Annotated in this window: 13 protein-coding genes and 1 tRNA gene; 6 read left to right on the top strand and 8 right to left on the bottom strand. The window is 59.5% G+C overall.

The window, feature by feature from the left end; all coding sequences use genetic code 11:
- From JAO82_RS02765 to JAO82_RS02755, 3 genes are all read left to right on the top strand, one after another.
- Window positions 1-957 (top strand): ABC transporter permease, encoded by a 957-nt coding sequence (locus tag JAO82_RS02765; protein WP_198684829.1) that lies wholly within the window; start codon window positions 1-3, stop codon window positions 955-957.
- Window positions 958-1,042: 85 nt separating this feature from the next.
- Window positions 1,043-1,858, top strand: a complete 816-nt coding sequence (locus tag JAO82_RS02760; protein WP_198684828.1) for an ABC transporter permease — start codon at window positions 1,043-1,045, stop codon at window positions 1,856-1,858.
- Window positions 1,855-3,495, top strand: a complete 1,641-nt coding sequence (locus JAO82_RS02755; RefSeq protein ID WP_198684827.1) for an ABC transporter ATP-binding protein — start codon at window positions 1,855-1,857, stop codon at window positions 3,493-3,495. The genes JAO82_RS02760 and JAO82_RS02755 overlap by 4 nt, the downstream gene beginning before the upstream one ends.
- Window positions 3,496-3,638: 143 nt before the next feature.
- Here the strand turns inward: JAO82_RS02755 and JAO82_RS02750 are convergent, their stop codons facing one another.
- The 6 genes from JAO82_RS02750 to dgcN form a co-directional block, all read right to left on the bottom strand.
- Window positions 3,639-5,516, bottom strand: coding sequence for an acyl-CoA synthetase (locus JAO82_RS02750; RefSeq protein ID WP_198684826.1), 1,878 nt, complete (start codon window positions 5,514-5,516; stop codon window positions 3,639-3,641).
- Between the two features lie 112 nt (window positions 5,517-5,628).
- A complete protein-coding gene (locus JAO82_RS02745; protein ID WP_198684825.1) occupies window positions 5,629-7,440 on the bottom strand; it encodes an ABC transporter transmembrane domain-containing protein in 1,812 nt (603 codons plus the stop codon).
- 123 nt (window positions 7,441-7,563) lie between these two features.
- Window positions 7,564-7,637, bottom strand: a tRNA-Gly gene (locus tag JAO82_RS02740).
- Between the two features lie 121 nt (window positions 7,638-7,758).
- On the bottom strand, window positions 7,759-8,622 hold the full coding sequence (locus JAO82_RS02735) for a D-amino-acid transaminase (RefSeq protein WP_198684824.1): 864 nt from the start codon (window positions 8,620-8,622) through the stop codon (window positions 7,759-7,761).
- 4 nt (window positions 8,623-8,626) lie between these two features.
- Window positions 8,627-9,586 (bottom strand): N-acetyl-D-Glu racemase DgcA, encoded by a 960-nt coding sequence (dgcA, locus tag JAO82_RS02730; RefSeq protein WP_408635497.1) that lies wholly within the window; start codon window positions 9,584-9,586, stop codon window positions 8,627-8,629.
- A 79-nt stretch (window positions 9,587-9,665) separates the two neighbouring features.
- Window positions 9,666-10,667: an N-acetyltransferase DgcN gene (gene dgcN, locus JAO82_RS02725; RefSeq protein ID WP_198684822.1), complete on the bottom strand. Its 1,002-nt coding sequence runs from the start codon at window positions 10,665-10,667 to the stop codon at window positions 9,666-9,668.
- Window positions 10,668-10,852: 185 nt separating this feature from the next.
- Here dgcN and JAO82_RS02720 point away from each other — a divergent pair, with 185 nt between their 5' ends.
- Entirely contained in the window at window positions 10,853-11,809 is a 957-nt protein-coding gene (locus JAO82_RS02720) for an L-malyl-CoA/beta-methylmalyl-CoA lyase (RefSeq protein ID WP_198684821.1), read from the top strand.
- Between the two features lie 335 nt (window positions 11,810-12,144).
- Window positions 12,145-13,107, top strand: a complete 963-nt coding sequence (locus tag JAO82_RS02715) for an acetyl-CoA carboxylase carboxyltransferase subunit alpha (RefSeq protein WP_198684820.1) — start codon at window positions 12,145-12,147, stop codon at window positions 13,105-13,107.
- A 199-nt stretch (window positions 13,108-13,306) separates the two neighbouring features.
- Here JAO82_RS02715 and JAO82_RS02710 read toward each other — a convergent pair whose 3' ends face one another.
- A complete protein-coding gene (locus tag JAO82_RS02710; RefSeq protein WP_198684819.1) occupies window positions 13,307-13,951 on the bottom strand; it encodes a GntR family transcriptional regulator in 645 nt (214 codons plus the stop codon).
- Between the two features lie 19 nt (window positions 13,952-13,970).
- Window positions 13,971-14,660 carry a M48 family metallopeptidase gene (locus JAO82_RS02705; RefSeq protein WP_198684818.1) on the bottom strand — a complete coding sequence of 230 codons (690 nt, stop codon included), beginning with the start codon at window positions 14,658-14,660 and terminating at the stop codon, window positions 13,971-13,973.
- A 101-nt stretch (window positions 14,661-14,761) separates the two neighbouring features.
- Here JAO82_RS02705 and JAO82_RS02700 point away from each other — a divergent pair, with 101 nt between their 5' ends.
- Complete coding sequence (locus tag JAO82_RS02700) at window positions 14,762-15,088, top strand: TIGR02300 family protein (protein WP_198684817.1); 327 nt, start codon at window positions 14,762-14,764, stop codon at window positions 15,086-15,088.
- Window positions 15,089-15,185: the final 97 nt, after the last annotated feature.

Raw genomic sequence — 15,185 nt, 5'->3', positions numbered from 1 at the left:
ATGCATCCCGTCGTGATCCTTATCGCCCAGCGCATTGCGCTGGGCGTGTTGTTGCTTTTCGCGACTTCAATCCTGATCTTCGTCGGCACGCTAATTCTGCCCGGAGATGTGGCGCAGGCCATTTTAGGACAGTCCGCAACACCACAATCGCTGGCCAATCTACGCGAAGAAATGGGGCTAAACGATCCAGCTTGGCAGCGCTATTTCCAGTGGCTCCGCGGCGTATTGCAGGGCGATCTAGGTTCCTCACTGTCCAACCAGCGCGACATTGCCACGCAAATCGGCGCGCGGCTGGGCAATACGCTGTTTCTGGCATTCTGGGCAGCACTTGTTGCGGTTCCGCTGGCGATCTTCCTCGGCCTGCTCGCCGTACGCTACCGCGACCGCTGGCCGGACAAATTGATTTCCGGATTTACGCTGGCCTCGATCTCCCTGCCCGAGTTCTTTCTGGGCTACGTGCTGATCTATTTCTTCGCGGTAAAGTGGCGCTGGTTTCCCTCGGTTTCGACCATCTATGACAGCATGAGCTTTTGGCAAAAGCTAGACGCAATCGTCCTGCCGGCAGCGGTGCTGACACTGGTGATCCTGGCGCACATGATGCGCATGACCCGCGCGGCGATTCTGAACGTCATGCAATCGGCCTATGTGGAAACCGCCGAGTTGAAGGGCTTGACCACATTCGATGTGATCCGCAAACATGCCTTCCCGAATGCGATTGCGCCCGTGGTCAACGTGGTGATGCTGAACCTCGCCTATCTGGTGGTCGGCGTGGTCGTGGTTGAGGTGGTTTTCGTCTATCCCGGCATGGGCCAATATCTGGTCGATCACGTTAGTAAGCGCGATGTTCCCGTGGTCCAAGCCTGTGGTTTGATCTTTGCGGCCGTCTATATCGGGCTGAACATGATCGCCGACATCGTATCCATCCTTGCCAATCCGCGGCTGAGGCACCCAAGATGACCCCATCATTATCTAAAATCAATGCGTGCAGGCTGGACCGCTTTCCGGCTGTAAGCGCACATCCCCTCCTCCCGGAGGATTTCTGATGAAGAACATCCCCGTTGCCGCCATGCTTGGGCTGTTGTTCACCGGCCTTTATTTCCTTGCCGCCATTTTTGCGCCGCTGCTTGCCCCATACGGGATGGCCCAGATTGTCGGCGACGTGTGGGAGCCATCGTCGTCACGACACTGGCTGGGCACTGACAGTATTGGACGCGACCTGCTCAGCCGGATGATCTATGGTGGGCGTACGACCATTTTCATCGCCACAGCCGCCACATTGCTTAGTTTTCTCACCGGCTCGGTGTTAGGACTGATCGCAGCAGTGATCGGTGGCTGGGTGGATCAGTTCCTTAGCCGCTTCATCGACCTGATCATGTCGATCCCGACACTGATTTTTGCCCTGGTGATTCTTTCGGTGATGCCGGTCACGATCCCGATCCTGATCCTGGTTATGGGGCTGCTGGATTCCACCCGCGTCTATCGTCTGGCCCGTGCTGTGGCGGTAGACATCAACGTGATGGATTTTGTCGAAGCCGCCAAATTGCGCGGCGAGGGGCGGATCTGGGTGATCTTCCGCGAGATTCTTCCCAACGCGCTGTCGCCGCTGATAGCGGAAATGGGACTGCGCTTCATCTTCGCAGTGCTGTTCGTCTCGACACTGTCATTTCTGGGCCTCGGCGTACAACCGCCGCAGGCGGATTGGGGTGGCATCGTCAAGGAAAACAAGGACGGCATCGTTTACGGTATCCCGGCCGCGCTGATCCCAGCCATCGCCATCGCAACGCTGGCGATTTCGGTCAATCTGGTGGCCGACTGGGTGCTGAACCGGACCACCAGCCTGAAAGGAGGCCGCGGTTGACCGAGGACACGTTTCTGAAGGTCCGTGATCTAAAAATTGGCGCGACTGCCTATCCGCCGGGCGAGCCGCCGAAATGGATCGAAATCGTCCATGGCGTTTCCTTAGATCTTGAAAAGGGCAAGGTCTTGGGCCTGATCGGTGAAAGCGGAGCAGGTAAATCAACCATTGGTCTGGCTGCGATGGGCTATGGCCGCGGCGGCGTCGAAATTTCTGGCGGTGAAGTTTGGATTAATGGGCGCGACATCCTGTCTGGTAGCCCCCGCGAACTGCGCCGCCTGCGCGGTTCCGAGGTAACCTATGTCTCGCAATCTGCGGCGGCTTCGTTCAATCCGGCCAAGAAGATCATGGAACAGGTGATCGAAGCCTCGGTCCGCCATGGCAAATTCTCCCGCTCCGAGGCTGAAAAGCGCGCTGTTTCCCTGTTCGACAAGCTGGGCTTGCCCGATCCTGAAACCATCGGCGAGCGCTATCCGCACCAAGTGTCGGGCGGCCAGTTGCAACGGGCGATGACCGCGATGGCGCTGTGCCCACAGCCCGATCTGGTGGTGTTCGACGAACCCACCACAGCACTGGACGTGACCACTCAGATCGACGTGCTGAAAGCAATCAAGGAGGCGATTGCCGATACCGGCGTGGCCGCGATCTATATCACCCACGATCTGGCCGTGGTGGCGCAAGTGGCCGATGATATCATGGTTCTGCGCATGGGCGAGAAGGTAGAATACGGCAGCACCGAACAGATCATCAACGCGCCACAAGAGGAATACACTCGTGCGCTGGTCTCGGTCCGCTCCATAAGCCACGAGGAAAAGCCCCCCACCAATGAGCCGCTGCTCAGCGTTCAAAATGTCACCGCGCGCTATCGCGGCACCAATTTCGACGTTTTACACGATGTCAGCGTGGATGTGCATCCTGGTCAGACACTGGCTGTGGTTGGCGAAAGCGGGTCGGGAAAATCCACGCTGGCGCGGGTGATTACGGGCCTCTTACCACCCCGTGACGGGATGATCGAATTTTCGGGGCGCACCCTGTCGCCGACGCTCGCCGGTCGGACGCGCGAGGATCTGCGCGAATTGCAAATGATTTATCAGATGGCTGATGTGGCGATGAACCCGCGCCATACGGTCGGCACGATCATCGGTCGCCCGCTCGAGTTCTATTTCGGCCTGAAAGGCGCCGAAAAGAAGAAACGGGTCAAAGAACTTCTCGACGAGATCGAAATGGGAGATGGGTTTCTTGACCGCTATCCCGCAGAGCTTTCCGGCGGTCAGAAACAACGTGTCTGCATCGCTCGGGCGCTGGCGGCCAAACCCAAGCTCATCATTTGCGACGAAGTGACCAGCGCGCTTGACCCACTGGTCGCGGACGGCATCCTGAAACTGCTTCTGAATCTCCAGAAAAGAGAGGACGTCGCCTATCTTTTCATTACCCATGATATCGCCACGGTGCGCGCCATCGCAGATTCCATCGCGGTGATGTATCAGGGTCGCGTACAACGCTACGGTGCCAAATCTACCGTCCTGTCGCCGCCCTTCGACGACTATACCGACCTGCTGTTGTCTTCGGTCCCCGAGATGAAATTGGGCTGGCTGGAAGAGGTGATCGAAACACGCCGGATGACCAGCGCCGGAAACTGAAAACGGTTCTTCTTGCCCGAAATATCCCCAACGGAGGCTCAAAATCTCTTTGAGGGTGAGAGCTTCGATGCCTCCGGCGGGGGTATTTTGAACCAGAAAGAAACGCGACTTTTTAGTTTCCGCGCCTCTCGCCCGAACGGCGTTCAGGCTTCCCAATCCCAGGGTCGGGTGAAGTCACTCAACGCCTGGGCGACCGCCCCCTCGTCCGATCCATTGCGGCGCAATTGCGCGACCAGCCCGCGCTTCTTGTCGTCGATGACCGAAACCACGCGCGCCGCCAGCCCCGCAGTCTCCAAAGCGTCGTTATAGACGCGGGTGATTGCCAGTTTGCGCAGCGCGGGTTTAAAGACCTTGCCGACAGCTGTCTTGGGCAGCTCTGCCATGATCTCCACATGTTTCGGTTGCGCCGCCCGCTCATGAACATGGGCCTTGCAATGTTCCATCAGGTCGCCGGGAGTGACCACGGCACCGTGGACCAGTTCGACATAGGCGCAGGGCAATTCGCCGGAATGGGCGTCGGGCTGGCCGATCGCGCCAGCAAAGGCCACCGCCTCATGTTGTAAAAGCGCCTCTTCGATCTCGGCAGGGTCGATATTGTGGCCGCCGCGAATGATGAGATCCTTGGCCCGACCGGTAATCCAGAGATAGCCGTCAGGGTCGATCCGGCCCAGATCTCCCGTGCGCAGATAAATGCCGTCATGGAAAAGATCGCGGTTCTTCTCGGCTTCAGTGTAGACGCTGCCGGAATTTACACCGGGATTGGTCAGGCAGATTTCACCGATCTGATCCACATCGGCCTCGACGGGGCCGGTTTCTGTCGATTTGATAATTTTCACATCTGTATAGGGGAACGGAATGCCGACCGAGCCGATCTTCTTCACGCCCTCGACCGGATTACAGGCGACAAGGCAAGTCGCCTCGGTCAGACCATAGCCCTCGATAATCGTGACACCCGAGGCCTTTTCAAAGCGTTTGAAGAGTTCCAGCGGCAGCGGAGCCGAGCCGGAAAAGGCCTTTTTCACTGTCGATAGGTCGGCATCAACCGGGCGCTGCATGCTGGCGGCGATGGCCGTCGGTACCGTGATGATAAAGCTGATCTTCCAGCGCTCGTTAAGCTTCCAGAAATTGTCGAACACGCCGTCGCCGCGATAGCCTGCAGGGGTCGGAAACACCACATGCGCCCCGCAATAGACCGCTGCCATAAAGATCACATGGCACGCGAAGACATGAAACAAAGGCAGCGGGCACATGATGTTGTCCTCGGCTGACAGCAGTAACTCGCCGCCGATCCACGCGTTATAGATCACACCGCCATAGGTATGCTGTGCCACCTTGGGCATCCCGGTTGTACCGCCGGTGTGGAAATGAAATGCGACCCGATCCTGGGCTTCATCTGCGAAGGTCAATTCCGTCGGCTGACGGGCGAGTTCGGCGTTGAAATCCTTGTATGACGCTGTCGCCCTTTGCAGCTTGGGGCGGATCAGCGGCACCAGCCAGGACTTGGGCGGCGTGAGATAGCGGTTGAGATCAACCTCAAGCACGGTCTTGACCCCGGGTGCACCAGCAATCGCCGCGGCGGTCTTTTGTGCCACATCCGTCTTGGGGAAAGCTTTCAAGGTGACCACGACTTTCGCGCCGGTCTCGCGCAGGATCGATGCAATCTGTTCTTGGTCCAGAAGCGGATTGATCGGATTCACGATTCCGGCAACTGCGCCGGCGAGAATGGTTATACCGGCTTCGCTGCAATTGGGCAGCACGCAAGCCACCACATCCTTTTCACCCACGCCGAGCGAGCGGAATAGGTTGGCAGCCTGATTGACGCGGGCGAGAAGATCGCGCCAGGTCAGTGTCTCAGCCTTGTCCTGGGGCCCGGACAGAAGCTGGAAACTGGTGGCATTGTACTCGGGAAAGTTGCGCGCGGTGCGCGACAGCATTTGGTGAAGCGTAACCGGCACATCACGTCTCGACCATGGCATTTCATTCTCAATCGCATCGCGATCTGCCCGGTTTGCAAATGACATCGCGTGCTCCCCTTCCTCTCATACCCATTTCGGGGCATCTTCATTGAGGTCAGGATGGGCGGAAAACGTTGTGTTCGCAAGCCGCTGCCGGGTCGCGAACACCCAAGTTGTCTTATTCGGCAGCGATCCCGTCGGTGAACTGCAACCGCGCCAACCGCGCATAGAGACCGCCCTCGGCAACCAGCTGGTCATGGGGACCGGTGGCAACGATGCGGCCCTGATCCAGAACCACAATGCGATCGGCTTTTTTCACGGTTGCCAGACGGTGCGCCACGATCAATGTCGTACGTCCCGCGCTAAGCTTGTCCACGGCCGCTTGTACCGCGCGTTCACTTTCGGCATCCAGCGCGCTGGTGGCCTCGTCCAGCAGCAGCACCGGCGCATCGCGCAAGATCGCCCGAGCAATGGCGATTCGCTGTCTCTGCCCCCCCGAGAGCATCACGCCACGTTCTCCGACAAAGCTATCATAGCCCTGTGGCAGATCCATGATGAAGTCATGGGCAGCGGCTGCGCGGGCGGCCTGTTCGACCTCTTCATCACTGGCATCAAGGCGACCGAACCGGATATTGTCGCGCGCACTGGCTGCAAAGATGACCGGGTCTTGCGGTACAAGGGCGATCGCTTTGCGGAAATCTTCGCGCGCCATGTCGGACAGGGCGATATCATCCAGCAAGATTTTTCCCTCGTCAGCGTCATAAAACCGCTGGATCAACTGGATGATTGTGGTCTTCCCCGCGCCCGATGGTCCGACAAAGGCCACCGTTTCCCCGGGCGTGATGCTAAGCGTCACATCTTGCAACGCCGCGACCTCTGGACGGGCCGGATAGCGGAAAGACACGTTGCGAAAGGCGATCTCGCCGCGCACCGGGCGGGGCAGTGCGATCGGCTGTTTCGGATCGCGCACATAGTCGTTGGCGTGCAAAAGCTCGACCAACCGTTCGGTGGCCCCTGCTGCGCGCTGCAATTCGCCCCAGATTTCGGACAAGGCGGCCACCGATCCGGCGACAAGAACCGCATAGATCACGAACTGGATCAGCGCACCTTCCGACATGGTGTCCGCACGCACATCGCGCGCGCCCATCCACAACACGCCGACAATGCCAGAAAACACCAGAAAAATCACGATCACCGTCATGATTGCCCGGGTGCGGATACGACGCTGCGAGACCTGGTACGAGGTCTCAATCATGTTCCCGAACTGAACCCGGCTGGCGGCTTCATGGGTGAAGGCCTGAACCGTTTGCACTGCGGTCAGCGATTCCGAGGCATTGCCCGAAGACGCAGCTATCCAGTCCTGATTTTCCCGGCTGAGCACCCGCAACCGGCGGCCCAGAAACAGAATCGGCACCACGACCACCGGCACGATCAGCAGCACCAACCCGGTCAATTTGGCCGAGGTCAGCAGCATCAGGGCCAACCCGCCCAAAAACAGCAGCGCGTTGCGCAATGCGATGGAGATCGACGAGCCCAGAACCGATTGAATCAATGTGGTATCGGTGGTGATCCGGCTCAGCACTTCGCCGGTCATGATCGTCTCGAAGAACTCGGGGCTCATCCCGACCATGCGGTCAAAAACGGCCTTGCGAATATCGGCCACGACCCGTTCCCCCAGCTTCGTGACCAACGCGTAGCGCAGCCCTGTTCCCAGGGCCAAAAGTGCGGCAATGACCAACGCGCCCACAAAATACTGGTTCAGCAACGCCGCGTCATCGGTGCGGAAGTTATCGACCACCCGGCGCACCGCCAGTGGCAATGTCAGCGACACACATGCCGCCAATACCAGTGCCAGCACCGCCGCCAACATCAATCCGTTATAGGGGCGCAAAAACGGCCACAACGCAGCCAGATTGCCGATTTGGCGCGACTTCTCGCGCTCTTCTGTCTTGCCGGGAAGCGCAGCAGGCGGCTGGGGGGAACGTGCCATTCGGGGAATCCTTTAGTATCGCCGCAGCGCGGTCTTTGGCGATGCTTAATCGCAATGCAGCGCGGCGGGGTCAAGCGCTGCATTATGGCTTTAAAAGCCGGTGATCATGGGATCCGGGGTTTCTGGAGCGGGCGGCGGGAATCGAACCCGCGTCATTAGCTTGGAAGGCTAAGGTCTTACCACTACACAACGCCCGCTCACAGAACCCGGTCTTTATTTTACAACGCGCCTGGGGTCAAGTGGCCTCTGGCCCCTATTTAACGAAGAGCCAGTTTTTTAGACGATGCGGCTGACCCGCACCAAAAAAATCGGTCCATATCAGATAGCGGTCTTGAGGCTTTCCTCAATATAGATCTTGCGCAACCGCTGTGCCACGGGCCCCGGAGTGCCAGCGCCCAGCGCGACATCATCAATCTGGACCACTGGCATGACAAAGGTCGTGGCCGAGGTGACAAATGCCTCATCTGCTGCCTTCGCCTCCTCCAGCGTGAACTTGCGCTCCGCCACTTCCATCTGCGCTTCCTCGGCAAATCGCAGCACCGCCGTGCGGGTGATCCCGCTCAGGATCTCGCTGGAGGGCGGGCGGGTGATAATTTGGTTGCCTTGCACGATATAGGCGTTGTTGCTGGTCCCTTCGGTCACATAGCCGTCTTCGACCATCCAGGCATCATCCGCCCCGGCACTTTTCGCCATCATCTTGCCCATGCTGGGATAAAGGAGTTGCACCGTCTTGATATCACGCCGTCCCCAGCGGATATCGTCGATGCTGATGATCCGGATGCCCGTCTGCGCGGCCGGATTGTCGGCCAGTCCGGGTTTGGATTGGGTAAACAGAACCAGCGTCGGCGGGGTGGTTCCCGGATCGGGAAAGGCAAAATCACGATCACCTGGCGCACCACCGCGCGTGATCTGCAAATAGACCAGCCCTTCGTCGATCCCATTGCGCGCCACCAGTTCGCGGTGGATCTGCAACAGCTCGTCCTTTGTCACCGGTTTGACAATGTCGAGCGCCGCCAATGAGCGCTCTAGCCGCGCAATATGGCCGTCAAAATCTACCAGCTTGCCGTCCAGCACGCTGGTCACTTCGTAAACGCCATCCGCCATCAGAAACCCGCGGTCGAAAATCGAGACCTTTGCCTCGGCCTCTGGCAGATAGGTCCCGTTTACATAAGCTGTGTGCATCCTATCATCCCCACAATGCTGCATCCGGGGGATGCACGCCGTTCTCGTCGAATGTCAAAGCGTTTTCGCGGTCTTCCGCCAATAGAAGCGGGCCGTCAAGATCGGTCACCACCGCCCCTTGCGCGACCAGCACCGCCGGGGCCATCGCCAGCGAACTGCCAACCATGCACCCGACCATGACCCCAAAGCCTTGGGCGCGCGCCGCATCCCGCAGGGCCAATGCCTCGGTCAATCCGCCCGCCTTGTCGAGCTTGATGTTCACCATGTCGTATTTGCCTTTCAGCCCCGGCAAACTTGCCCGGTCATGGCAACTTTCATCAGCGCAAACCGGCACCGGTCGCGCCATCTGGGCCAGCGCATCGTCCTGCCCCGCCGGCAGAGGCTGCTCGACAAGTTCAACGCCAAGTCGCAACAAATGGGGTGCCAGATCCGCGTAATCACCAGCGCTCCATCCCTCATTGGCATCCACAATGATACGCGCCTCCGGGGCGCCTTCCCGCACCGCTTCCAGCCGGGGCATATCCTCGGGTGTGCCCAGCTTGATCTTCAGCAACGGGCGGTGGGCATGTTTGGCCGCCTGTGCCCGCATCGCGTCGGGCGAGTCCAGCGACAGGGTATAGGCCGTGATCTCTGGCCCCGGCGCCCCCAGCCCTGCCAGCTCCCAGACCCGCCGGCCGGTGCGCTTGGCTTCCAAATCCCACAGCGCACAATCCGCCGCATTGCGCGCCGCCCCGGCAGGCAGCAAGTCACGCAAGCTCTGGCGATCAAACTGCGCCGGCAACCCGTCGATCTGCAGCGCGACCGACTCCAGCGTCTCACCATAGCGCGCATAGGGCACGCATTCGCCCCAGCCACACAGATCGCCATAGCATAATCGCACGGTTAAGACCTGTGCTTGGCGCCGCGATCCGCGCGAAATAGTAAACGCCTGCGCCAGCCGAAAGACATTGCGCTCAACCGTCATTTTCACGGACCTCATCCTTCTTCTTGCGAAAATATCCCCGCCGGAGGCTCCCGCGCTCTCATTTTGCGCCATCAGTCGATCACAAGCTTGCCAGCGCATCCACCAGCCGGTCGGCCCCGTGACGATAAGGATCAATCGCAGGCAAGCCCATGCGCCGCTCTACGCCGGCAAGGTAATCCTTTGCCATGTCGTCGTCCATCGCCCGGGTATTCACCGCGATTCCCACGACCTCGCAAACAGGATTGGCGACCCGGGCCAACGGCAGAGCAATATCGCGCAACGTTTCTAGGCTGGGCAGCATATAGTCCGGCAGGCCGCGCATATGGGTACGGGTCGGCTCGTGGCTCAGGATCAACGCATCGGGCTGCCCGCCATGAAGCAACGCCAGCGTCACGCCGGAATACGAAACATGAAACAGGCTGCCCTGCCCCTCGATGATGTCCCAGTGATCAGAGTCATTCTCAGGCGTCAACCACTCCACTGCGCCGGCCATGAAATCGGCCACCACCGCATCCAGTGGCACACCGCGGCCAGCGATCAGTATGCCGGTCTGCCCGCTGGCACGAAAAGTGCATTTCATGCCCCGCCTGCGCATCCCTTGCTCCAGTGCCAGCGCAGTATACATCTTTCCAATCGAACAATCTGTGCCCACAGCCAGCACCCGCTTGCCGCTGCGCCGAACCCCATTGGCGATGGGGTAGGAAACCGCAGGCACGCGCACGTCATGTAACGTCCTGCCATGATCTGTCGCCGCGCGAACCAAATCGTTTTCCTTGCGCAACAGGCTGTGCAGCCCCGACGCCAAATCAAAGCCCATGCCAAGTGCCTCGATCAGAACCTTTTTCCAAGCCTCACTGATCGTGCCGCCTCGGTTGGCGACGCCGATCACAAGCGTACGCGCTCCGGCCTCGCGCGCTTCGGCCAATGACATGTCGCTCAGCCCGGCATCCGCCTTGCACCCGGCCATGCGGAACTGCCCCACCGCGCTTTCGGGCCGCCAGTCAGCGATGCCCTGTGCCACCTTGGCCGCCAATTGGTCCGGCGCATCGCCCAGAAACAGCAGATAGGGGGTCTGGATCATGCCACCGCGCTCCTGTGATTCTACGTCAGCCTAGCAAATCCGCGCGATCCACGCAGGGTCATTTTACCTCATCGCCACCGGATGATTGCTCCACCTGCTTATATAGCCTTGCAAATCCAAGGGTAATTTCATAACCCCTAGATGTCACAAAGCGCAACATCCTTACTTCGCGAGGTATCTGCACCATGAGCTTCCGCCCGCAACCCACGCCCCCTGCCCGCCCCAACCGCTGCCAGCTTTTCGGGCCCGGCTCCAATGAGCGTCTGTTCGAGAAAATGGCGGCTAGCGAGGCGGACGTTATCAACCTCGATCTCGAAGATTCAGTCTCGCCATCTGACAAGGACACGGCGCGGGCGAATATCATCAAGGCAACCGGTGCCGTCAATTGGGGCAACAAGACGCTTTCGGTCCGTATCAACGGGCTGGATACGCCGTGGTGGTATCGAGATGTGGTTGATCTGCTCGAGCAAGCTGACGAGCGGCTGGACCAGATCATGATTCCCAAGGTCGGCTGCGCCGCCGATATCTATGCCGTCGATGCGCTGGTCACCGCGATCGAGACTGCCACGGGCCGCGACAAGAAAATCGGCTTCGAGGTCATCATCGAATCCGCCGCCGGCATCGCCCATGTCGAGGAAATCGCCGCCGCTTCGCCCCGCCTGCAGGCGATGAGCCTTGGTGCCGCCGATTTTGCCGCTTCCATGGGCATGGCGACAACTGGGATCGGCGGTACCCAAGAAAACTATTATATGCTGCATGAAGGTCAGAAACACTGGTCCGATCCGTGGCACTGGGCGCAGGCTGCCATCGTCGCCGCCTGTCGCACCCATGGGGTTCTGCCAGTCGATGGGCCTTTTGGCGATTTCAGCGATGACGAAGGATTCCGAGCGCAGGCGCTGCGCTCGGCGACATTGGGTATGGTTGGAAAATGGGCGATCCACCCCAAGCAAATCGCCCTTGCGAATGAGGTCTTCACCCCCTCGGCCGAGGCCGTCGCCGAAGCGCGCGAGATCCTTGCTGCTATGGAAGAAGCCACGGCCAAGGGCCAAGGCGCGACCGTCTACAAGGGTCGGCTGGTGGATATCGCTTCGATCAAACAGGCTGAGGTAATCGTGCGGCAATCAGAGATGATCGACGAATAACCCATATACGCACCCAAGCTATGATCTGCCCTTGCCTTTTGGAAGGGGCTGCGACTGTGCGAGACTGCAGCTATTGCCCAGCACGTCACTTATGTTGGGCTGAGGCAAAGGTCGAACCGCTTGCCTCTTGTTGTTAGCCGAGCCTCGCGGAATTAGGGGCACCCCGTCTTTTCCGATCGCCTGATCCGCTGTCTGAGCTTTGAGGTACATGCCAAACAAGGTGACAGACAGGCGATCAACGATAGCTTGGGGATCAATGACGTTCATTCTGGCGCGTTGACATTGCATTGGCCGCGTTAGGGCGGCATAACCCCGCCAAATCGGCGGAGCGGATAATGACACAATACCTGGATTTCGAAAAACCCCTGGCCGTGATCGAAGGCAAGGCAGAAGAACTGCGCATGCTGGCGCGCAGCAACGAAGGCATGAACGTCGCTGACGAGGCCGCCGCGCTGGACGCCAAAGCCAAAACGCTGCTCGACAATCTTTACAAGAACCTCACGCCTTGGCGCAAATGCCAAGTCGCCCGCCACCCAGAGCGGCCTCATTGCGGGGCTTATATTGACCGGTTGTTCACGGATTTCACGCCACTGGCAGGAGATCGGAACTTTGCCGACGACCTGGCTGTTATGGGTGGACTGGCGCGGTTTAATGGTCAGCCTGTCATGGTGATCGGCCACGAAAAGGGCAGCGATACGAAATCGCGAATCGAGCGCAATTTCGGCATGTCCCGTCCCGAAGGATACCGCAAGGCGGTTCGCCTGTTGAACCTTGCCGGGCGTTTTAAGCTACCGGTCATCACCTTGGTGGACACGCCCGGCGCCTATCCCGGCAAAGGGGCCGAGGAACGCGGCCAGTCCGAAGCCATCGCGCGCTCAACCGAGGCGTGTCTGCAAATTCAGGTGCCCTTGATCAGCATCATCATCGGTGAAGGAGGGTCGGGTGGAGCCGTGGCTTTCGCAAGTGCCGACCGGGTCGCGATGCTGGAACATTCGATTTATTCGGTGATCACCCCCGAGGGCTGCGCGTCGATCCTGTGGAAGGACGCAGAAAAGATGCGCGAAGCCGCCGAGGCCATGCGCCTCACCGCGCAGGATCTGAAAAAGTTGGGTGTCATCGACCAGATCATTCCCGAACCGCGCGGCGGCGCCCATCGGGGACCGGAAACCGCGATCGATGCGGTCGGTCAAACTATTGCCGACATGTTGGAAGAGCTTCGAAACGAAGATGGCGCGACGTTGGTAAAACAGCGGCGGCAGAAATTTCTCGACATGGGCAGCAAGGGACTCACGGCCTGATCCCTTCGCCAGATCCGCAGCGGCAGCCAGCAGAATGAGTCCGCCGTGATGGAGACTCCGCATCCGTACAGGCGCGCAGGAACGTTCGGTCGCCGGGCGATGGCATGGTCGCGCCCGGCCATGTCCCAATCCGCGGTCACCTCATGCGGCTTATTAGCCCACGGTGCTAATCCGGTTTGGAAGCGATAACGCCGCATGATCAGCTGGTGATAAAACGCAATCCCTGCGTCACATCCGTGCGCACGGCCAAACGCAGCCCCGGCTCATCTCCCGCTTTCAGCGCAGCAATGATCAGCTTGTGATAACGCGGCGAATCAGTTCGTCGCAATCGGCCATAAAGCGCGCGCATAGTCGGCCCCAGTTGCAGCCAGACGGTTTCGGCCATGGCCAGCATCGCGGGTGCCTGTGCGCGCAAGTAGAGTGTGCGGTGGAACTCAAGATTGGCGCGGATATAGCCGACCGCATCGCGGCTGGCTGCGGCGTCTGCCACGGTGCCATCAATCGCGATCATACGGTGAATCAGCGCAATATGGGCACGCGGCAAGGCCCGGCTGGCCAGTTCAACTTCAAGCAGCGCACGCAACGCGGCCAATTCCTCAATTCGGTCATTGTTCAACTCTGGCGTTGAAACCCGCCCCGAACTGGACAGGAACAGCGCCCCCTCGGCCACCAGACGGCGCACAGCTTCGCGCGCTGGTGTCATCGAAACACCAAAATCGCGGCCAATTCCGCGTAATGTCAGTGCCTGTCCCGGCTCGATTTCGCCATGCATAATTCGCGTGCGCAAGGCGCGGTAAACCCTTTCATGGGCGGCGGTGACGATATCAACGGGGCGTTGGGTCATTCTGGTGCCTGTCCTGCAATTAATCTGTCTGAAACCGGTACCGGTGAAGGCTATGACCGTGATCGCGCAGCCACTTGCGTTGCTCCTCCCAAGGGCCGTGCAGACGCTTGACTGTGTCCCAGAACGCGGGTGAGTGATTCATCTGGGCTAGATGTGCAACCTCATGCGCCGCAACATAGCGCAGGATGCTGGCTGGCGCTAAAATCAGCCGCCACGAATACATCAACGCCCCTTGCGCCGAACACGAACCCCACCGCGACCGCGTGTCACGGAGCGTGATCCGGCTGTATTGTCGCCCCAGTGCGGCAGCGTAATGATCTGACGCTGCAGCCAGTCGGTCACGTGCCAGCGCGCGTAGCCATGACTGCAATCTCGCGCCAACCGCGTCGTCAGGTACAGCGATGCGATCGGGGGCCAAAACGACACCGCGCCCGGACGCTGCGACAATCCGGCGCGGCACGCCTTCCACGGGGATTGTGGTCCCCGCCGCCACGATCACGTTGTCGAGACGCTGTGCCAGATGCCCCCGGATCCAGCTTTCCTTGCTGCGGGCAAATGCCAGTGCTTCGGCCTCGGCGACCCGGTGCGGCAGGGTCAGCGTCACGCGACCGTCAAGCTGCGAAATGCGCAGATTGATCTGCCGTGCCCGTGCGGAGCGACGCAGAATCAAAGGCACCGGCGGTCGCCCCGGCAGGCAATGTCTACCCATTCTAGCTCCCAATCGCTGTCAAAGCCTTTGACAGTGCCAAACTCATATGGCACGTGACCAGAATCGTCGATATGACTCACGCTTTATTTGAGGGGATTCACATGCCCAAGGAAGAATGGGGCGTCAAACGCGTATGCCCGACCACCGGCAAACGGTTTTACGACCTGAACAAAAACCCAATCGTCAGCCCCTACACAGGCGAGGTTGTGGAACTGGACATTAGCAAAAACCGCATGATCGCGGCTGACGCCGAAGATGCGGCCACGCTTAAGGCCAAGACGGCCGCCGCAGAGGACGATGATGCCGTTCTGGACGATGACGACACAACGGATGTCGATCTGGACGATGATCTGCTTGAAGATGATGACGACGACGACGTCTCGCTTGAAGAAATTGCGGATGTTTCCAAGGACGACGACGACGAGTGATCGTGACCTGCCACGGGATTTTTCCTCCATCTGGAATTAGAGTCTGGCCCAACGAAGGGACGGACAATGAAGCGATCAAGATACACAGAAGAACAGA

The sequence above is a fragment of the Pontibaca salina genome, from assembly GCF_016307205.1.
Classification (GTDB): Bacteria; Pseudomonadota; Alphaproteobacteria; order Rhodobacterales; family Rhodobacteraceae; genus Pontibaca; species Pontibaca salina.
The sequence above is the reverse complement of the archived record's forward strand: the minus strand, read 5'-3'. Positions and strand labels throughout refer to the sequence as shown.

Coding starts and splice junctions, on each gene's coding strand:
- JAO82_RS02700 (WP_198684817.1), top strand. CDS start 14,762: ATGCCCAAGGAAGAATGGGGCGTCAAACGCGTATGCCCGACCACCGGC.
- JAO82_RS02705 (WP_198684818.1), bottom strand. CDS start 14,660: ATGGGTAGACATTGCCTGCCGGGGCGACCGCCGGTGCCTTTGATTCTG.
- JAO82_RS02750 (WP_198684826.1), bottom strand. CDS start 5,516: ATGTCATTTGCAAACCGGGCAGATCGCGATGCGATTGAGAATGAAATG.
- JAO82_RS02745 (WP_198684825.1), bottom strand. CDS start 7,440: ATGGCACGTTCCCCCCAGCCGCCTGCTGCGCTTCCCGGCAAGACAGAA.
- JAO82_RS02760 (WP_198684828.1), top strand. CDS start 1,043: ATGAAGAACATCCCCGTTGCCGCCATGCTTGGGCTGTTGTTCACCGGC.
- JAO82_RS02735 (WP_198684824.1), bottom strand. CDS start 8,622: ATGCACACAGCTTATGTAAACGGGACCTATCTGCCAGAGGCCGAGGCA.
- dgcN (WP_198684822.1), bottom strand. CDS start 10,667: ATGATCCAGACCCCCTATCTGCTGTTTCTGGGCGATGCGCCGGACCAA.
- JAO82_RS02765 (WP_198684829.1), top strand. CDS start 1: ATGCATCCCGTCGTGATCCTTATCGCCCAGCGCATTGCGCTGGGCGTG.
- JAO82_RS02710 (WP_198684819.1), bottom strand. CDS start 13,951: ATGACCCAACGCCCCGTTGATATCGTCACCGCCGCCCATGAAAGGGTT.
- JAO82_RS02720 (WP_198684821.1), top strand. CDS start 10,853: ATGAGCTTCCGCCCGCAACCCACGCCCCCTGCCCGCCCCAACCGCTGC.
- JAO82_RS02715 (WP_198684820.1), top strand. CDS start 12,145: ATGACACAATACCTGGATTTCGAAAAACCCCTGGCCGTGATCGAAGGC.
- dgcA (WP_408635497.1), bottom strand. CDS start 9,586: ATGACGGTTGAGCGCAATGTCTTTCGGCTGGCGCAGGCGTTTACTATT.